We start from the raw sequence: 19,370 nt of genomic DNA, 5'->3' as shown, positions 1-19,370 counted from the left end.
GCCGGTCACTCCGCCGCCTGGGCATAACGGGACCGCCCGGCGGTGGCATCGGCGGCGTCCAGCCGGGCCTTCACACCTGCAGCCAGCACGCTGACGTTGGGCACCAGCACCATGCTGTCGTGATCGCCCGGCACTTCGGCCACTTCAGTGGCGGGGGCCCATTTGGTCCAGTCATTGTCGTCAAACACATACTCACGCTCGCCGCTGACCCAATTGCCGTTTGAGACCTGCCACTTGCGGTCCAGCGGCGGCCGGAACAGGGTGAGCGGGCCATGCCAAGGTTTGAGGGCATAGGCCTCGACCGCGGCGCGGAAGGCCAGTTCGATCTTGCGGTTGTTGAATTCCGGCCGGGCGCCGGTCTCCGCCGGGCTGGCACGGCGTTTCTCAAATTCCCAGGCGATGCGGTTCCGGGCCCATTCGCCAAGGTAGCCCAAGCCCTTGCTGCGCAGTTCCGCAAGTTTGATCAGGGCCTTGTCGCGGCGGCTGAGGGCCGGGCGCACCGGCAGTGGCGTGTCCAGCAGGATCAGTGCGGCGGTGTCCTGGCCCTGGACCTTCAGCTGCTGCGCCATCTCATAGGCGGTGATGCCGCCGCCGGAGAAGCCGCCCAGCAGATAGGGGCCCTCGGGCTGGATCCGGCGGATTTCGGACAGGCAGCTGCGGGCGGCGTCTTCAATCCGGCTGTGCGGGGTATCGTCGCCCACAAGCCCCTTGGCCTGCAGGCCATAGACCGGGCGGTCCTTGCCGACCTGCAGCGCCAGATGGCGCAGGTTCAGCACATTGCCGAACATGCCCGCCACCAGGAAGAAGGGCCGCCGCCCGGTGCCGTCGCCGGGATGCAGCTGCACCAGATGGGTATATTGCGGCTGTTCCTTCGCGGTTTCGGGCGCGTCCCACGGTTCCGCCGCCACGCCGCCGCCGGTGCGCTCGATGATACGCTCGGCCAGTGCCGCGACGCTGGGCGCCTCGAACAGCACCGACAGCGGGAATTCCACGCCAAAGCTGCGTTTGACCTGCGCGAACAGCCGCACCGCAATCAGCGAGTGGCCGCCAAGGTCAAAGAAGCTGTCCTCGATCCCGACCTGCGACATGCCGAGGAGCGCGGCAAACAGCTTGGCCAGCTCCTCTTCCACCGGGTTGCGCGGCGCGATGTAGTCGGTGTCGAGCTGCGGGCGGTCGAAGGTCTGGGCCTCAGCCTCCGCTGGCGCGCTTTGGCTGGCCTGGGCGATCAGCGCCGGCAGGTCCAGCGAGGACACCACCACCTGCGGCAGGCCGGCGGCAATGGCGCGGGCCAGGGCCCTGCCGCCTTCTTCCGCCTTGATGCCATTGGAGATGTTCAGCTGCATGCGGCGTTCTTCGGGCGAGAGCGGCTGCGCGCTGCGGGCGGGCTCCAGTCCCAGCTCAGCGGCACTGGCGTCGGGCTCAGCCGCTGAGGTCGCGGCGTCAATGCCGGAGGCGAGGCGCTGCATACGGAAGCCTTCGATGTCGGCCAGCACTTTGCCGTCAGTATCTGTCAGGGTGACGTCGAAAACGGCGGAGGCGCTGTCCGGTGCTCCGGCCAGCCGCACGTGGCTGCAGATATTCGGGGTCAGCGGGGCAAAGACGCGGATCGCACTGTAAGACACCGGCACCCACAGGGCAGTTGCCTGGTATCCCGGGATCAGCCCCATTGCCCAGCCGGTCGCCAGGTCCATCAGGCCTGGATGCAGCAAAGTGCCGTCCTGCGCCGCAGCCTGCGGCAGGGACAGGCAGGCAATGCCTTCACCCTCGCCCAGGGCGGCGCGCTCCAGAACATGCCAGCGCGGGCCAAAGCGCAGATGCGCCTCCTGCGGGGATTGCAGGCGCCCGCCGACAGGCGCCTGCACCTCCGGGCATTGGGTGAAAATCTTCTGGAGGTTGAGTGCAGCGGGGCGTTCTGCCGCCGCTGCGAAGGCCAGCAAAGCCTGACAATTCAAAGAGTAACCATTTGTATACGCCGAGTAAATAAACAGTTCATAACCATTTTCTTTAGCTTCTAGCTTAACCAGAACCGTCTTGGGCGCACCGTCGTCCACGATCAAGGGGCGCAGGAAGTAGAGGTCGCGGATTTCGAACGGCGCTTGGACGCCCGCCGCCGCCATCGCCTCCGCTGCCATCTCGATGTAGCCGGTGCCGGGCACCAGGGCGGTGCCATCCGCGGTGCGGTGCTCGTCCAGCAGCCAGTCGCCGGTGCTGAACCGGGGGGTGAAAATGCGGTTGCCGGCGGCGTCGAAGCTTTGCTGCTGCAGCAGCGGCTGCGGGCAGGGCTCCGGCGTGCTGGCTCCCGCGGCGCTGTTGCGGGCGCTCATGGCGTCGGCGGCCATGCCGGTATCGGCCCAGACGCCCCAGTCCACCGCGACGACACGGGTTTGCCCGCCTGCGCGGTGCTTGGCCCAGGCATTGAGGTATTCGTTGGCGGCGATGTAATCCACCTGGCCCGCGGGCCGGGTCACGGCGGAGGAGGAGGAGAACAGCACCAGCAGCTCCAGGCTGCCGTCCGGGAACACCGTGTCCAGGGCGCGCAACCCGCTCACCTTGGGGGCCAGGACGCGGGCGATCTGGTCCTCGTCCTTGGCCAGCAGCGGACCGTCGTTGATCACGCCGGCGCCGTGGATCACACCGGTGAGCGGACCGTTAGCGGCCTCGGCCTGCTCCCGAGCAGCGCGCAGCTCGCCCGCGTGGCAGACGTCGGCTGTGAGCGGCAGCACGCTGCCGCTGCCGGTTTCCTCCAGCGCCATGACTGCACGGATGCGCCGGGCCGTGCGGTTGGCCGGGCTGTGGCTGCTGAGATACCGGTCCCAAGCTGCGCGCGGCGGCAGGCCTTCGCGGGAGATCAGCGAGATCCTGGCCCCGTAGTCCTGCATCAGGTGGCGCGCAACGGCCAGGCCGATGCCGCCATAGCCGCCGGTGATCAGGTAATGGCCGCCCTGTTTGAAGGGCGGAGTCTCCGGTGCCGGAAGCGGCTGCGGGCGCCAGGTGAGTTCGAACCGCTTGTCCCCGCGCCAGGCGGCGGTGGTGTTTGCGGGCTCTGCCATCAGCTCTTCCAGCAGAGGCGGGGTGAGATCCGTGTCCGCCGGTTTGCGGGCCAACAGGCCCCGCGGCGCCTCTGGCAGTTCGATGTCCACGGCGGTACAGGTCAGCCCCGGCAGCTCGCGCGGGATCACACCCAGCGGGCCTGCGATCATTGCCTTCTCGGGATAGGGCAGGGCCTCGTCCCGCACCTGTGCGGCGCCGGTGGTGAAGACGGTCAAATGCACCGGTCCGGGCAGATCAGCGTTACCCAGTTCCTGCGCCAAGGCGGTCAGGGCGTGGAAGCCCATCTCCAGATTGCGGTCAAAGAAGGAGGAGCCGGGGCGGAAAGTTTCCTGTTCCGTCACTAGCCAGAAATGAGCGATCCGGTCCGGCAGTATCCCGGCGCCGGCCAGATCTGCCAGCAGCGCGCCATGGGCGGCGCGGCCCTGCTCCGGCGGCAGGATATAGGAGTTCGGCGCAAGCTGCGCATAGGTATCGCCTGCGCGCACCCGCGCAACGGTATGGCCTGCGGCCTCCAGCCGGTCTGCGGCGCGGGCGGCATGGCCGGCGTCATCCTCGAAGATCAGCCAGGTGTGCGGCTCTCGGTCCAGCTCCTGCAGCACATCCAAGGAGCAATCGGCCAGACGCGGGCGCCAGGCGGGGCGGTAGCCCCAATCCTTGGGGTTGCTGTGGCGTTCCGGTGCGCGGTCTTCCTCCACCGCCGGTTTGCCCGGCTCGATGAAATAGCGGTTGCGCTGGAAGGCGTAGCCGGGCAATGGCAGGCGGTTGCGCCGCGCTTCGCCCCAGATCTGTTCCCAGTCGGCGTCCACCCCGCAGGCCCAAAGCCGGCCGATGACGCCAAAGAAATAGGTGTCGTCCATCACCTCTTGGTCCGGGTGGCGCAGCGAGCTGAGCACCTGGCCCTGTTTCACCGCCGGCGACATCTGCGCCAGGGCGCTGAGCGCCTTGCCGGGGCCGACCTCCAGGAACACGCGGTTCGGGGTTTTGGCGAGAGTCTCAACACAGTCGGCAAAACGCACCGTGCTGCGCAGCTGGCCGACCCAGTAATCGGCGCTTGTGGCCTGTTCGGCAGTCAGGGCTGCGCCGGTGCGGTTGGAGATCACCGGCAGCTTGGGCGCTTTCAGCTCCAACGTACGGATGAAATCGCCGTATTCCTGCAGGATGCCGTCCAGCATCCGGGAGTGGGCGGCAATGTCGATCTGGATGCGCTGGTGCTCCACCTCGCGGTCAGTCAGCTCCGCCGCCAGACGGTCCAGCGCGTCCTGCGGGCCGGAGACGGCGGTGAGGGCAGGGGCGTTTACACTGGCAATGTCCAGGTCACCGCCGATGAGGGCCTCGACCTCTGCCAGCGGCAGGGCAATCGACAGCATCCCGCCCGCAGGGACGGTGTCAAACAGCCGCCCGCGCAGCAGCACCAGGTCGATGCAGTCCTCAAAGCGCATCACGCCGGCCAGGCAAGCGGCGGTGTTCTCACCCATGGAATGGCCGACAAGCGCGGCGGGCTTGACTCCCCAGCTGATCCACAGCTGCGCCAGCGCGTATTCCACGATCATGATCAGCGGCAGCTGCACCGAGGGCTTCTGCAGGCGTGCATTGGCGGTGTCTTCCTCGCCCTCTTCCGGCAGCCAGAGGGCGCGGATGTCGTAGTCGAGGCTCTTTTGCAGATGCTCCAGCCCGCGGTCCATCCACTCGGCAAAGACCGGCTCGGTCTCGTATAGATCCCGCGCCACGCCGGCATATTGCGCGCCGCCGCCAGGGAACATGAACACCACCTCCGGCGCGTCACCGAGGCGGTCGTGGGTGAAGACCTTGCGCGGATCGTTTTCTTCAATCAGTTGGGCAGCTTCGGCAACGGTCTCCGCCACCAGCACCCGCCGCTTGGCAAAGCCGCGGCGGCCTTCCTTGAGGGTGAAGGCCACGTCGGCCAGATCGGCCTGGGGATTGGCCTGCAAATACTCCGCCAGCGCCTGGGTGTTGGCATCCAGCGCCGCCTTGGACTGGCCGGAGACACAGAGGATCTGGAACGGGAAATCGCTTTCCTCGGACGCTGCACGCTCTGGCGCTTCTTCAAGGATCACATGAGCATTCGTGCCGCCGACGCCGAGCGAGTTGACGGCTGCCCGGCGCGGCCCCTTGTGCGACGTCCAAGGGGTGAGGGCGGCGTTCACGCGAAACGGCGAGGTCTCGAAATCAATCGCCGGGTTCGGTGCCTCATAGCCCAGCGAGGGCGGGATTTCCCTGTGATGCAGTGCCAGCGCGGTCTTGGTGAGGCTGGCAACCCCCGCCGCGGTGTCCAGATGGCCGATGTTGGTCTTGACCGAGCCGATGCGGCAATAACCGGTGTCCTGCGTGGTCGCCCGGTAGGCATCGGTCAGCGCCGAGACTTCAATCGGGTCGCCCAGATAGGTGCCGGTGCCGTGGCACTCGACATAGTCGATGGTGTCCGCCGGGGTGCCCGCGACTTGCAGCGCGGCCTGAACTGCCGATGACTGGCCACCGACTGAGGGAGCGAGATAGCCCGCCTTGTCCGCGCCGTCGTTGTTGATGGCCGAGCCCTTGATCACCGCCCAGATGTGGTCGCCATCGGCAATGGCATCCTCCAGCCGCCGGAGCGCCACGGCGCCTGCGCCAGAGCCGAAGACGGTGCCTTGCGCCCGGTGGTCGAAGGCATGGCAGTGTCCGTCCGGGCTGAGGATCTCGTTTTCCTTGTAAAGGTAGCCCCGCCCCTGCGGCAGCTCGATGGTGACACCGCCCGCCAGCGCCATGTCGCATTCGCCCTCGCGCAGGGCTTTGCAGGCGTAATGCACTGCCACCAGCGAAGTGGAGCAGGCGGTCTGCACGTTGACAGAAGGCCCGTGCAGGTCGAACACATGGCTCACCCGGGTCGACAGGAAATCCTTGTCGTTGCCGGTGTGGCGCAGCAGGAACATGCCCACATCGTCGACCAGGGCCGGGTTCGAGCAGATGTTGAAATAGAAGTAGCTGCCCATGCCGCAGCCCGCGTAAACGCCGATGGGGCCGTTGATGCTTTCCGGCGGGTGGCCCGCGTTCTCCATCGCGCCCCAGGCCACCTCCAGGAACTTGCGGTGCTGGGGATCGAGGATCGCGGCCTCTTTCGGGCTGAAGCCGAAGAATTCGGCATCAAACTCGTCAAACCCCTGCAGCCGGGCCGATGCCGGCACATAGTTGGGGTCCGCCAGCACGGAAGCCCGCTCGCCATTTGCCAGCAGGGTGCCGCGGTCCAGCACCTCAATCGATTCAATACCGTCACGCAGGTTCCGCCAGAACGCCTCGGCAGAGCCAGCGCCCGGCACCGTCACCGACAGACCGACAATGGCAATATAGCCGGAAGAGTTTTTCTTGGCAGCGCCCGCCGCTGCGGATGTTCCATCCTGCATCGTCAATACCTGACCCCACTGGCCCTTCGCAAACAGCCCGGCACGCCGCAGCCAGTCCGCTTCGCGAAACTGGCAGGGCCCGCCGGACGGGTTCATTGTCTGGTGCCGGGGTTTCCCCGGCGAATGCGCCGGCCTTGCGGCATAGATCCCCATCTGGTCCGCAGGGCCGGCTGATCTCATTTTTACCTTCGTCAATCCATGCGGCTGTCCTGTGGACGCATTGTGTCAATTTCGGCCGCAAACGCGGAAAGATTGCGGCATCACAGGATGCTGCGCCGCTCGGGCCCGGCGGCGTCCGGCAGCATCGCCTGCGCCCCGCCGAACAGGGCGGGTTTGGGGCGGAACAAATCCGGGTAGAGCAGCCGCTCCGCGTAGCCCAGAACCGACCCGGCGCACATCCATGTGATCGGGATCAGCGTCGCGTTCAGCAGCATGTCGACCATGGTCGCGGCGAGGATCAGCGCAATCGGCGCGGCATAGGGCGAGACGCTGCCGGCAGGCGCCCGCCGCGCGGCATGGGCCAGCAGCAGCAGCGGCGCGGCCAGCAGACCCATCTCGGCGATGTAGCCCAGCCAGCCGAAGGTGCCGAAAACGATGATCCAGCGCCCGTCCGGGATCGACAGGATCTGGCCGGTCTCCTCGTGCCGCAACAGGTTGCGGCCCCAGCCGCCCCAGCCGAACCAGGGCTTTTCCGCGGCCCGCGCCAGCAGCTGCGCCTCGTTCTCGAACCGGTAGTTCAGCGAATGCGCCCGCTCGGCGCTGATCATCTCGGCCTGGGCCACCAGCGCCTCGGTCGGCACCAGCCCGGTGTTGCGCAGCATCGGGTAGACCACCGCGATCAGCGCCAGCACCAGCGCGGCCCGCAGCTGCCAGCGCAAGGGCGCCAGCGCCACCACCGGGGTGAAGGCCAGCGCATAGGCCAGCGAAGCCAGGCTCTTGCACAGCACCAGCACGACGAACAGATAGGCCGCCGCCAGCGCCAGGCGCAGCCGCTGCCTTCCGGATGCCGCGCGCGCCAGCGCGGTGGCGGCCAGCAGCGCCGAAAGCATAAAGAACGCCAGCCACAGCGCATGGGGCAGAAACACGATGGGCCGGAAGCCGCCCTGGCGCATCATCTGGCTGAAGTCATGCTGGAAGAAACCGTAGATCCAGACGTTGATCTGCGGGCTGAACCGGATCTCGATCAGTGACGGGATGGTATAGGCCAGCGCGCCGATCATCAGCGCCAGCAGCAGCTCGCGCTGGGCTTCAGGCGTGGACAGGTAGCGGCGCGCCAGCAGGAACGGTATCAGCACAATCATCTGGTTGATGATGACGGACCCCAGGTCGCGCCAGCGCAGCCCGGGCAGCTGATCGGTCAGGAAGAGGATCGGGTCGGAATTGGCGATCCGGCGGAACAGGATCGGCTCGCCATTGGTCAGCACGGTGGGGATGACCCCGAACACGAACAGCAGCACGAGCAGCCGCACCGCCGGGTGCCGCGGCAAAAGCGGAACCGGCTTGCGCAGCAGAAAGACGCACAGCAGTAACGCCATCACCGAGGGGATGGCGAACTTGTCCATGTCCGGCACCAGCGGCAGGTCGAACTCGGCCAGCGGCGGCAGCAGCAGATAGCCCGCGATGATGCACCACAGCACCGCCCGTTCCAGCGGCAGGCGCCGGAACAGCACCAGGCTGGCCAGCGGCCACGCCAGCAGCATCAGATAGGCCAAAGCGTTGGGCAAAGCCCCGTGCTCCCTCAGTTCCCCGGTTGTTGGTTCAAAGTTTAACGATTGCCGCAGGCGCTGTCGCGCGGATTTGCAAGAACCGGTAAACGGTGTGCAGCTATGCCACGCTGGCGGCGGGGATCGGCTTCCCGCGCTGGCCTGACACGGGCGCGGGATGTATCAGGGAGCCGTCTAAGACCGGGGGATGGAGTGCATTTTGATTTCAACGGGCGCAGGGTGGCGGTGAACATGCCTCGCCGGGCGCTGCTGGAAGCGGAGATCCGCGCCCGGTTCAAGGCGGGCCAGGGCTTTGCGCTGGCCACGGTCAATCTGGATCACCTGGTGAAACTGGCGCAGTCGCCGGAGTTCCTGGCCGCCTATCAGGCGCAGGATCTGGTGGTGGCGGACGGGCGTCCGATTGTTTGGCTGTCACGGCTTGCGGGCCGCCCGGTGGAGCTGATGCCGGGCTCGGACCTGGTGCTGCCGCTGTGCCGGCTGGCGGCAGAGGCCGGGGTGCCGGTGGCGCTGGCAGGCAGCTCGGAAGAGGCGCTGGCGGACGCCGCAGCAGCGCTGACCGACCAGGTGCCGGGACTGGAAATCGCCTGGTGCCACGCCCCTTCGGGCCGGTTCGATCCGGACGGCGAAGAGGCGGACCGGATCCTGCACCGGCTGGATGAAACCGGCCCCTGCCTGTGTTTCCTGGCGCTCGGCGCCCCCAAGCAGGAGCGCCTGGCGCAGCGCGGCCGCCGCCTGGCGCCGCGCACCGGGTTTGCCTCTGTCGGGGCCGGGCTGGATTTCCTCGGCGGCCATCAGAAACGGGCCCCGGCCTGGGTGCGGGCGATTGCGATGGAATGGCTGTGGCGGGCGTTCTCCAGCCCGTCCCGAATGCTGCCGCGCTATGCCAAATGCCTGGCCATCCTGCCTGCCCAGATGCTCAGGGCCTGGCGGCTCCGGACCCGCTGAGCAGCCTGATGCGAGGCTCTGCCTCGCGCTCCGGGATATTTTCGGCCAGATGAATAAAGGATCCGGTCTTCATCTGGCTGCAAATATCCTGGGGTGAATTGGCCGGAAGGCCAAGAGGGGCAAAGCCCCTGCAGGCGCTACTTGTATTCCAGAATGCCGCGCGCCGTGCCGCGCCAGCGGCGCCAGCAGTACTCCAGCGCGCCGGAGGCCTCGGCGAATTTGCCAAGCACCGAAAACAGCGCCTGCTCGTACCCCATGCGGCGGGACAGGCGCAGAACCTGCGCCGGATAGATCAGCGCCGCCAGCAGCAGGGCGGGGCTGACCAGCCCGGCGGCCGCGATGGCTGCGGGCAGCACCGCACCCCAGGCAAGCGCGCGGCGGGTCTCGGCCACCCAGTGGCGCTCCGGTCCCGTGCCATGCAGCGCTGCGCCCTCGGCAAAGGCGTGGCCCGCCCGGCGGCTGCGGTTCCACCACTGGCCGAACCGCAGCATCTGCGCGTCGTGCAGCGTCATCTCCGCATCCAGCCGCCAGACCTGCCAGCCCGCCCGCCGCAGCCGCAGGCACAGTTCCGGCTCCTCGCCCGCGATCAGGCTCTCGCGGTAGCCGCCCGCGGTATAGACCGCCGCCACCCGCATCAGCGCATCACCGCCGCAGGCGCTGGCCTCTCCCACCGGCGTGTCCCATTCCGCGTCACACAGCCGGTTATAGACCGACGCCTCCGGGAACCGTTCCCGCCGCCGTCCGCAAACCACGGCCACCCGGGGATGCGCCTGCAGAAATTCCGCCGCGGCGGCGATCCAGCCGGGGTCCACCTCGCAATCGCCATCTACGAATTGCACCAGCTCAATTCCAGTGCTGAGCGCTGCCAGCCCGGCATTGCGGGCACGCGCCGCGGTGAAGGGGCGGCTCAGGTCCAGGTCCACTACTTCGGCCCCCAAGCGCCGCGCCGCCTCCGTTGAGCCGTCGGTGGAGCCGCTGTCCACATAAATCAGCTGCTGCACCTGTCCCTGCAGGGACCGCAGGCAGCGGATCAGCCGTTCGCCTTCGTTGCGCCCGATCACCACGGCGCCGATCGCCGGGGCGCTCATGCGCCGCCCCTTGCCAGATAGTAGCTGTAACCGGGCGCGCGGCGCAGGAAGCCCAGGTGCTGGAGGCCGGCGATGCTTGCGTCTTCCAGCGCCGCATCGGACCACAGGCTCAGCTCCGGCTGCGCCTGCATCGCATCGCTGCGCAGCCTGTCCTCGCCATGTTCTGAGACCGCCTCGGCCCGGGTCTGGAGATCGCGTGCCAGGCTGTCGCCAGCGAATTTGTAATGGCGGATCAGCCCCTCAACGTCCGCCACCGCCACCCCGGCAGAGACATGCGGATGCACCGCTGCCTGCACGCCGGCACCGTTGAAAACCAGCGGGTGCTTGCTGAGGCAGCAGCGCTCGCCGAAGACCTTGCCGCGAACCCCGCCGTACAGCATCTGCGCGCCGCCCGGCGGCAGGCTGTTCTGGCGCAGGTAATAGGCAAGCCCGGTGTCGTCGTGGCCATAATCCAGCGCCTGCACCGTACTGACGTCGCAATAGCGGAACGCCTTGACCGCTTCGGCATAGGACAGTCCGCGGGCCGCTGCCAGCGGGCCCTTGGGGAACATCTCCAGCATCTGCGCCTGCAGCGCCGTATAGCCCTGCTGCGCCAGATAGCCGGTCAGCCCGCTCAGCCCGGCGGTACTGCTGCCCTCGAAATCCAGCAGTTCGTCCATGTCGGCAAACAGGCACCAGCGGGCGCGGCCATAGCGGCTGGCGGCATAGGCGCGGAAGCTGTTCTCGAACTCCAGCCAGGGCAGGGCGGAGCGCAGCACTGCGGTGCCCGGCTCCTGCCGGATGCGGTCCACGGTGCCGTCGGCAGAGCCGTTGTCGATGAACACAAAGCAGCTCACACCCAGCCGCCGGTAATGCTCGAAAAACACGTCGAGGTAATAGGTCCCGTCCCGCACCAGCGCGATCAGAACCACCTCCTGCGGCGCGGCAAAGCGCCGGGCGGGCCCGTGCAGATGGCGCAGCGACCTGTGCAGCCGTGCGCGGTGCAGGGCGTCTTGCGCCATCCGCCCGGCGCGGGCCGCCAGTCTGTGGCCGATTGATCTGTGCACGCGGGGCTCCGTCTTGCGCCTGCCGGGAAATTTGCTGTCAACCTGCAAGGTTCCGCCGGCGGCTGCAAGCGCTGCCTGCCCGCTCAATTGCAATTGCGGCGGGATTGCTGCAGGCTCTAAACCGGGGAAACGATCGGAAAGGACCGCGGCAGATGGCGGCTGAGCTGACCGTTCTGGCCGGAGTTGCCGGCAGCAGCAGGACCCGGCTGGCCCTGGCGGCGCCCGGGATCGGGGTCACCGCGCTGCAGAGTTTTTCCAACGACAGTTTCGCCAGCCTGCAGGATGTGCTGCAGGCCTATTGCGCGCAGCCCGGCTTGCCGCCGCTGCAGGGGGCCTGCCTGGCGGTGGCCGGTCCGGTCAGGGACGGGCGCTTCCTGCTCAGCAACCGCAATTGGAGCGGCTCGGCAGTTGAGATTGCCGCGGCACTGGGCCTGCCCGGCAGCGCGCATGTGACGGTTATCAACGATCTGGCGGCGCTGGGCCATGCGCTGCGGGTACTGATCCCAGGGCAGCTGTCTTGCCTGCGCCCCGGACGGCAGACTGGGACCCAGACGCTGGTGGCGGGTATCGGCACGGGGTTCAATGCCGCCGCTATGGTGGAAGGGGAGGCGCTGGAGGCCGAACTGGGCCATACCGGCCTGCCGCAGGCGCTGTGCCGCCGGCTGGACAGCCTGCTGGGCCATGCGCCGGAGTCGTTCGGCAGCATCGGGGCGCTGTTCTCGGGGCCGGGACTGGTCCGCTTTCATCAGGCGCTGACCGGTGCCGCAGCCAGCAGCGCCGAACGGATCGAGGCGGCTTATCTGGCTGATCCTCACACGCCGGAGGCGCGCACCGTCTGCGAATGGGCGCACCTTCTGGGCCTGCTGGCGCGGGAGCTGACAGCGGCCTATCTGCCGCGGCAGGGGCTGTTCTTTGCCGGCAGCGTGGCCCGTGGCATCCTCAGCACCCCTGCGCGGGAGCATTTCCTGGAAAGCTATACCGCCCCCGGCGGCCGGCTGGGGGAGGTCTGCGCGGACATCCCGCTGTGGCTGATCACCGATGACGCCGCGGGCGTCAGCGGTGCTGCCCAAGTGGCGCTGGCCGCCGCCGGGGCGGCGGAAACCAGCGCGGAAACCGCGTGAATTCCAGGCCGTGAACCGGCAGCCGCACCGCCGTCAGTAGTCGCGCTTGAAGAACAGCCCGAAGCCGGTCTCGCCCTCGCTGTCCACCGTGCCCTGCACCGTCAGGCTCTTGGTCACATCCAGGTTGATGCTCAGCTCGCTGTCGCCGCGGGTGTTGACGTTGAAATCGGTATAGACGTTCTCCGCGACGTAACCGCCCAGCCCCAGCTGGCCTGCCCCCAGGTTGTCGGCGCCAATATCGACCGTATCCGCGCCGGTAGCCTCGCGCACCCTGCTCTGGGCGCCGCCGCCGCGCCCGCTGAGCGTCAGCGCCGAGCCCGCCAGCCGGGCCAGCGCCAGCGGCGAGATGTCCTCGATATTGTCGCCGAACAGCAGCAGCGCCAGCGCCTCCTCGGAGGGGCGCGGCGGCTCCGCCGTCACCTTGATCTCCGGCGCATCGACCCGGCCGGAGATTTCCAGCGTGGCGGTGCCCTCCTCGGTGGCGGCGGAAGATCTGAACTCCAGATAGGGTTTCAGGTCGCCCAGCAGGGTGATCCGCCCCTCGTCCAGCTCCAGCCGCCGGCCCAGGATGTCAAAGGTGCCGCGGATCAGGCTGATCTGGCCCGAGGGCGACAGCCGTGCGGAGGTGCCGCGCAGGCGGATGTCGCCGCCCAGTTCCGCGCGCAGGCCGCGGCCGCGCGCAAAGATCCGCGATGGCGCGCTGATCAGGATGTCCAGTTCGGTCCTGGCCGAGCCGCCCCCGCCGCCGCCGTTGTTGCCGGTCAGCCCGGCCCGCGCCAGGGTCTGGCGCACATCGCGCGGCGCGTTCACATGGCGGATCGGCGGGATCGGTGCCGACGAGACCGAGCCGCCTGCGGTATTGAGGTTGATATTGGTCTCGCCCACATTGATCTGCCCGTCGACCCGCTTGTCGCCCGCCATCGCTCCGGACAGGGTCAGGCTGCCGTTCAGCAGGGTTTCATAGGAGAGGTTGTCGGTCACCACCAGATCGCCGATGGCAATCTGAAGATTGCTGCTGAAGGGCGGGCGCATCGCCACCGGGCCGTTGATCCGCAGGGTGCCGCCGTCACGGCCGCGGGCCGAGACCTGCACCTGGGCGCTGGAGCGGGCAAAGGAGACGGTGGCATTGATATCGTCCAGCCGCTGCGCCGCCGCCGGGATCACCAGCGAGGCGCCGGGAACCGACACAGTGCCGCTCAAGGAGTCCAGCGCCGGCTGCCCGCGCAAGGCCAAATCGAAATTCGCAGGCCCTTGCAACAGGTTGGGAGAGATGAACGGGTTCATCCCCTCCAGCCGCAGAGTGCCCCTGGCGTTCACATTAGCGGTGCCTTCGGCCTCGTTCCAGCTGCCCGCGATGCGGCTGTCGATGCCTGCAGGGCCGCTGGCGGTGCTGTCCACCGTCCAAGTGCCATCGCGGCGGGTGGCGGTGCCCTTGGCGGCCAGCCGCCCGGCCAGGTCAGGCACCAGCTGCTGCAGTCGGCCGATGGCGCCCTCAAACTTCAGATCGGTGTCGCCATTGCTCTCGGCAAAGCGGCCCTCGGCCTTGACGCCAAGGTCCGCCGGGCCATCCGCCCTCGCGGCGATCTGCCATTCGCCGTTGCGCCGCTCTGCGGTGCCTTCAGCGGTCAGGCGGCCCGCCAGTTCCGGCACGAAGCGCTCCAGCTCGTTGAAGGCGGCGGCAAAGTCGAAATCGGCATCCCCTTCCAGCGTCACCGACCCGTCCAGCTTGGCGCTGGAGGAATGCGGCCCGGTCAGCTCGGCCACGCCATCAAACCGCCTGCCGGTGCGGGTGAGGGTGGTGGCCAGCTCCAGCGTGCCGGGGGCCTGCGGCAGCAGCACCTCCACCTTGGTCAGACGGGCTGTGATCTCCATCTGGCCGGATTGGTCGTTCAGCGTGCCCGCGGCAGAGGCCTCCAGCGCGCTGCCCGCCAGCTCGAAGGTGTCGACGGTAATGCCGATCTCGTCCCGCGACGCCTTGAGCACCAGCGTGGTGGTGCCCGCCAGCAGCTCATCCGCCTTGGCAATCCCGGCAGAGAGGTTCTCGGCGGTGAGGTCCAGATCGGTGTCAAACGCACCGGACAGCGGTGTGAAGGAGCCCTGCACATCCGCCCGCACCGCGCCGCCAAGAGGCCGCCCGGCGAGGTCCGAGAAGCGCGCCAGCTCCGACGCCTCCGCGGTCAGATCCGCGGTGATCTTCAGACCCTCCTCCAGACCGTCCAGGGTGACATCGCCCGCTGCCTGGTAATCGGTTCCGCGCAGTTCCATATCCGTGATCCGCAGCGCCCCGGGGCCCTGGGTGCTGAGGGTGCCGTCAAAGCGGATGTCGTTGCCGGTGGCCTTGGCCAGCGCCGGGTCGCGCGGCTGGAAGCCGCTGAGCGCCGCCGACAGCCGCCCCTCCAGCGCAAAGCCGCTGGTTTGGTCGAGCGTGCCGCGGCCGGTGACCGCTGCCTGATCGACCAGCGCGCCCGGGTGGCTCAGCTGGTTCAACACTCCGTCCAGGCTCCAATTGCCGTCCGTCCGCTTGCGCAGCTGCAAATCCGCTGCTGCCAGCGTGGTCTGGCCGCCGCCCACCGGCAGGGCCACCGCGGCCTGGCCCGGCGGCGGAGTGATGGCGGCCTTGAGGTTGGCGGTGTCCAGCCTGCCGCCCGCCGCCAGCGCCGCGGCGCCGCTCACCTGCAGCGCCCGGGTGCGCAGAGCCAGCGTGTCCAGTGCTACAGCGCCGCTGCCTTCGCGCGTGCCCTTGACGTTCAGCCGCAGGCCGGGACCGAAGAAGGGCCGGTGCACCGGCGGCAGCAGCACGTCGATATTGCCGCCCAGATTTGCGGAAAAGCGGATATCGCGCGGGCTCTCCGGCGCCGCGTCTGCGGGTAAAGGCTGGGCCGCCAGCACCACCTGGCCCGCCAGCCGCTCCGTCCCGTTGGAGCTGAAGCTGATATCGGCGGTGAAATCCGTGACCGGCCCGCTGCCCTTGGCGGTCAGCTGCAGGTCGGGGTTGCCCGGCAGATCCAGGCTGCGCGAGATCAGCCCGCCCGCGGCCTCATCCGCGGTCAGATCCAGAGTGATCTGCTGGGTTTCGTTGGCATAGCCCGCCTCCAGCCGCAGGTGGTCGCCGGGCTTGTCCAGCCGCACCGCCTCCAGCTTGGTGTCAAGCGCGCCGTCCGCCAGCCGCAGCGAGCCCTCGACCCTTAGGCTGGCGGCGGTTCCCGCCAGTGCCTCGCCCAATTCGATCCGCGCTGCCTTGATCACGCCCAGCTCGATCGCCACCGGCAGCTCCGGCAGTGCAAAGGGCGTCGCCGCCGCTTCCGGCAGTTCCGGATCGGGCGGCAGCGGCTTGGGCGCGCGGTCCACGGCGATGCGCTCCGCCGACAGCTCATTGACCGAGAACCGCCCGCGCAGCAGCTCCAGCCGGTTCCAGTCCAGCGCCGCGCCCTCGATGGTCAGCCAGATGCCGTCCTCGTCGGCCACCGTGATCTTCTGGATCTTGGCCTCAGAGGAAAACGCGCCCTCCAGCCCGCTGACGCTGATATAACGGCTGTCGCCGGACAGCGTGTCTTCCAGGAAATCGACCAGCAGCCCGCCGGCGTCCTCCTTGGTGGTGTCCTGCGCCGCCAGCGGCGCGGCCGCCAGGCCCAGGGCCAGGCTATAGGCAAGAAACTGTCTCAAAACGCCTGTCCTATCCCGATGTAGAATTGCAGCCCGTCTTCGGACCCGCCGTCGACCGGATAAGCGAGGTCAAGCCGGATCGGCCCGATCCCCGCCACATCATAGCGCAGACCGATGCCGGCGCCTGCATGGCGGGCGGAGGACCCGGACACAAAGCTGTCCGCATCGACAAAACCGATGTCGTAGAAACCGACCAGGGAGATCGTGTCGGTGACCTTGCCCCGCACCTCGCCCGACAGCGCCGCGAAGCTGCGCCCGCCGGCGATGCCGCCCGCAACCGGGACGCCCAGCGACTGGAATTCATGCCCGCGCACCGTTCCGGCGCCGCCGGAGAAGAACAGAAGGGTCGGGGAGATTTCACTCAGCGACGGCCCGACGACCGAGCCCAGCTGCAGCCGCCCGGCCAGCACGATCCGGTCGTCTGCGCCCAAGCCCCAATAGGCGCGCCCGTCCGCCTCGATCTGCAGCCCGGACTTGCTGCCGTCAAAGCCGACAAAGGGTGTCGCCGTGCCCTGCAGGTAATAGCCGCTGGCCGGGTTCACCCGGCTGTCGCGCCCGTCGTATTCGGCGCGCAGGCGGCCTGCGATGTATTTGAACCGGCGCTGGCCGAACACGTCCTCCGCCAGGATCGAGGACACCCCCAGCGCGGCTTCGGCAAAGAATGTGTCGGAGAAGGTGCGCCGCACGCCCGCTGCACCAAACACTTGGGTGGCCTTATAGTGCTCCTCGTCCAGCTTTTCGGCCTCGGCCAGGTAGAAGATCAGGTCATCCGGCCCCAGCGCCGCGGGCCGGTCCAGCCGCACGGCCACGCGCCCGTCGATGTCATTGCTGCTGCCGATGCCGCTGAGCCGCGCCTCGATCCGCAGCTTCTCGGCAGCCCCGAACAGGTTGCGGTGCATCCAGCTGCCCGACAGCTCCACTCCGTCCGAAGAGCTGATCTCGGCGCCGAAGGTCAGGCGGCGCGGCGGCAGGTCCTCGACCACCGCGGTGTAGTCCAGGGTGCCGTCCGGGTTCGGCTGCTCCGCCTCGCGCAGCACAACGCTGGAGAAAGTCCCGGTGCGGCGCAGGCGGGTGGCGGATTTGGCGATCAGATTGGGGTGGAATTCTTCCCCCGCCGGGAAGCCGGCGATCCTGCGGATGGCCTCCTCGCGGACCCGGGTGTCGCCGGTCACGGCCATCCGGCCAAAGCGCAGGCGCGGGCCAGGGGCCAGCCGCAGCTGGGCATCCAGGCGGGCCTGCAGGTGATTGGCGGTGATCTTCTGGTCCGCCACCGTGGCCTTGGCATAGCCGCTGCGCCGCCAGGCCCGCACGCCGGCCGCTGCCGCATCCCGGATCGCGCCGGTGCTGGCGGGCCGGCCGGGGGCGTATTCCTCGGGGAATTCAACATCGCTTTGCCGGGGCAACGGCGACATCTCCGCCTTGCCAAAGGCAAACCGGGGGCCGGGCTGGACGGAAATTTCCACCTTGCTGACGCTCTGCGGCGGGTTCAGCGGCTCGATCAGCGCAGCCTCGCGCCCGTCCAGGCGGATATTCACCACCGGCGCGAAATGGCCTGCGTCGTACAGCACCTGCACCAGTGTCCGGTAATCGGACAGCGCTGCCGCCAGGATCTCCTGCACATTGGTCTCGCCGCTGGCCGCAACCGAGGCCGACGCGCCGCGCAGCCGGTCCGCCAGCGCGGTATCGGCACCTGGGGCTTGCAGCGTGGCGTCCGCGCCAAAGGCGGCAGGCGGCACAAGGATCAGAAAGCTGAAGGCAAGGGCACGCGCGGTCAAACGCGGGCGGAATGGAAAATTCATGTCTGCTCCCGGCGGCGGGCGTAAAAAATCAGCCTTGCGGCCCGGCAGGGCAGCAGGCGTCAGGGCTGAGCCTAGCACGGGGAAATTGCGGGATGGAACCAGCAAAGCGGCGGCATTCCGCCTGTCCCCGGCGGCGGCGGATTGCCGCGCATCGGTTTCGCCTGATGGGCACCGGCTGCGGCAAGCACGGATTACGCCGGATGCGGCGGCGCTATTTTGCCACTTTGGCGCGTGCGCCGAATAATTGACCGTAAAGGTGATTGGAATGTGATTATTAAACTGTACTATTCAGTTCAGCTCCGGCAGGTAGAACTGCCGGAGCTGTCACTGATTAACAAACACTACATCAGGTAACGTCAGGCGCAGCCACCACTCACATGCAGCTAGGCCTGGCAGAATGATACCACGTGGATTATTGCTGTCCATATAATTGTCAGTTTGATAATTTCACGTGGTATCACTTTGCACGGCTTCGCCTGAAACAGAAGGTAGAGATTTCAAGGGGTAAGAGTTTTGAATAGTCTAAGATCAATTTTCGAGCTGCGGGACATGCTGTACCAGATGGAACGCGATATGGGGCTCGACCGGCTTAGCCCGGCGGAGCGGGATGTGCTGCTGGCGGCCCACGCTTTGACCAGCGCGCCGGGGGCGCCGGTGCAGTCGGACCAGATCCGCAGCCACCGGCTGGTGCAGGGAATTGCCCAGGCCACCTACCACCGCACATTGAAATCGCTGCTGGGCATGGGGCTGCTGGAGCGGGCAGGCGGCAGCCGGGCCAAACATTACGTGGTCCGCTTCGATCCTGCTCTCCAATGAAGGCAGGCCGCTTGCGGTAAAACATCGGATTGCAGCTTCCGCGGCCTGTGTCTAAACGGGCGGCATGAGTCGATATTACAAGTTGCTATCCCGGTTTCAGGGTTTTGCGGTGATCGCCGCCGTCTACGTCGTTTGCCACGGATTGACCGCATGGGTGGTCACTCCGGTGCAGAATCTGTTCCTGCCGGACATCACTGTCTTTGCCAGCCTGGCCTACCTGCCGCACGGTGTGCGCGTGCTGTGCGTCTGGCTGTTCGGCTGGAAAGCCATCCCGCCCCTCGCAGCAGGCGCGCTTTTGTCGGAAGTGCTGTTCACCGAGGCCAGCGTGCGGACGCTGATGGAGCCGGTGCTGCTGCAATCCATCGGCGTCGGAGCCTTCTCCGCCTTTGCGGCCTTTGAAATCGCCTGGCTGTTCGGCTGGAGCCTTTATGCCGGGGAGTCGCGCCGGATCGCCTGGACCGGTCTGCTGGCCATCGGCGCACTGGCGTCGGTCATCAACTCGCTGGGGCAGACGGTGGTGTTCTCAGGCCTGATATTCGCAGACGACCAGCTTCCGGTGATGGCGGTTTATGCCGCCGGCGACCTGATCGGGCTCGCGGCCTGCATGTTTGTACTGATGCTGATCTTCCGCTGGTTCCGGCTGGCGGGGCAGCGGCACAGCCCGCAGTAACAGCCGGGCCCGCCACGGGCGGGCCTGCGGCGGACACTTGCGGCTGAGGCCC

The 19,370-nt window shown here is 67.8% G+C and carries 10 protein-coding genes; 4 read left to right on the top strand and 6 right to left on the bottom strand.

Going from position 1 to position 19,370, the window contains the following annotated elements; all coding sequences use genetic code 11:
• Nucleotides 1-5: 5 nt before the first annotated feature.
• Together AC5STI_RS09705 and AC5STI_RS09700 are read right to left on the bottom strand one after the other, a co-directional pair.
• Complete coding sequence (locus AC5STI_RS09705) at nt 6-6,446, bottom strand: type I polyketide synthase (RefSeq protein ID WP_495446524.1); 6,441 nt, start codon at nt 6,444-6,446, stop codon at nt 6-8.
• A gap of 260 nt (nt 6,447-6,706) precedes the next feature.
• Nucleotides 6,707-8,170: a hypothetical protein gene (locus AC5STI_RS09700; protein ID WP_495446523.1), complete on the bottom strand. Its 1,464-nt coding sequence runs from the start codon at nt 8,168-8,170 to the stop codon at nt 6,707-6,709.
• 192 nt (nt 8,171-8,362) lie between these two features.
• On the opposite strand from AC5STI_RS09700, the gene AC5STI_RS09695 reads away from it, so the two are divergent.
• Nucleotides 8,363-9,115: a WecB/TagA/CpsF family glycosyltransferase gene (locus tag AC5STI_RS09695; RefSeq protein ID WP_495446522.1), complete on the top strand. Its 753-nt coding sequence runs from the start codon at nt 8,363-8,365 to the stop codon at nt 9,113-9,115.
• Between the two features lie 137 nt (nt 9,116-9,252).
• Here the strand turns inward: AC5STI_RS09695 and AC5STI_RS09690 are convergent, their stop codons facing one another.
• Entirely contained in the window at nt 9,253-10,203 is a 951-nt protein-coding gene (locus AC5STI_RS09690) for a glycosyltransferase family 2 protein (RefSeq protein WP_495446521.1), read from the bottom strand.
• Nucleotides 10,200-11,249, bottom strand: coding sequence for a glycosyltransferase family 2 protein (locus AC5STI_RS09685; protein WP_495446520.1), 1,050 nt, complete (start codon nt 11,247-11,249; stop codon nt 10,200-10,202). Before AC5STI_RS09685 ends, AC5STI_RS09690 begins: the two co-directional genes overlap by 4 nt.
• 152 nt (nt 11,250-11,401) lie before the next feature.
• Here AC5STI_RS09685 and AC5STI_RS09680 point away from each other — a divergent pair, with 152 nt between their 5' ends.
• A complete protein-coding gene (locus AC5STI_RS09680; protein ID WP_495446519.1) occupies nt 11,402-12,370 on the top strand; it encodes a glucokinase in 969 nt (322 codons plus the stop codon).
• A gap of 33 nt (nt 12,371-12,403) precedes the next feature.
• Here AC5STI_RS09680 and AC5STI_RS09675 read toward each other — a convergent pair whose 3' ends face one another.
• Together AC5STI_RS09675 and AC5STI_RS09670 are read right to left on the bottom strand one after the other, a co-directional pair.
• Entirely contained in the window at nt 12,404-16,033 is a 3,630-nt protein-coding gene (locus AC5STI_RS09675; RefSeq protein WP_495446518.1) for a translocation/assembly module TamB domain-containing protein, read from the bottom strand.
• The gene (locus AC5STI_RS09670) at nt 16,030-17,832 is read right to left on the bottom strand and encodes an autotransporter assembly complex protein TamA (protein WP_495446517.1); all 1,803 of its coding nucleotides are present in this window, start codon (nt 17,830-17,832) and stop codon (nt 16,030-16,032) included. Before AC5STI_RS09670 ends, AC5STI_RS09675 begins: the two co-directional genes overlap by 4 nt.
• Nucleotides 17,833-18,381: 549 nt before the next feature.
• On the opposite strand from AC5STI_RS09670, the gene AC5STI_RS09665 reads away from it, so the two are divergent.
• Together AC5STI_RS09665 and AC5STI_RS09660 are read left to right on the top strand one after the other, a co-directional pair.
• Entirely contained in the window at nt 18,382-18,648 is a 267-nt protein-coding gene (locus tag AC5STI_RS09665; protein WP_490399336.1) for a hypothetical protein, read from the top strand.
• 64 nt (nt 18,649-18,712) lie between these two features.
• Nucleotides 18,713-19,318 carry a hypothetical protein gene (locus AC5STI_RS09660; RefSeq protein WP_495446516.1) on the top strand — a complete coding sequence of 202 codons (606 nt, stop codon included), beginning with the start codon at nt 18,713-18,715 and terminating at the stop codon, nt 19,316-19,318.
• Nucleotides 19,319-19,370: the final 52 nt, after the last annotated feature.

This window comes from Leisingera sp. CC-HEC096 (genome assembly GCF_059429235.1).
The sequence above is the reverse complement of the archived record's forward strand: the minus strand, read 5'-3'. Positions and strand labels throughout refer to the sequence as shown.

What these genes read in the sequence shown, in the direction of transcription:
- AC5STI_RS09705 (WP_495446524.1), bottom strand. Translation starts at nt 6,446, where the DNA reads ATGCAGGATGGAACATCCGCAGCGGCGGGCGCTGCCAAGAAAAACTCT.
- AC5STI_RS09690 (WP_495446521.1), bottom strand. Translation starts at nt 10,203, where the DNA reads ATGAGCGCCCCGGCGATCGGCGCCGTGGTGATCGGGCGCAACGAAGGC.
- AC5STI_RS09680 (WP_495446519.1), top strand. Translation starts at nt 11,402, where the DNA reads ATGGCGGCTGAGCTGACCGTTCTGGCCGGAGTTGCCGGCAGCAGCAGG.
- AC5STI_RS09670 (WP_495446517.1), bottom strand. Translation starts at nt 17,832, where the DNA reads ATGAATTTTCCATTCCGCCCGCGTTTGACCGCGCGTGCCCTTGCCTTC.
- AC5STI_RS09665 (WP_490399336.1), top strand. Translation starts at nt 18,382, where the DNA reads ATGCTGTACCAGATGGAACGCGATATGGGGCTCGACCGGCTTAGCCCG.
- AC5STI_RS09660 (WP_495446516.1), top strand. Translation starts at nt 18,713, where the DNA reads ATGAGTCGATATTACAAGTTGCTATCCCGGTTTCAGGGTTTTGCGGTG.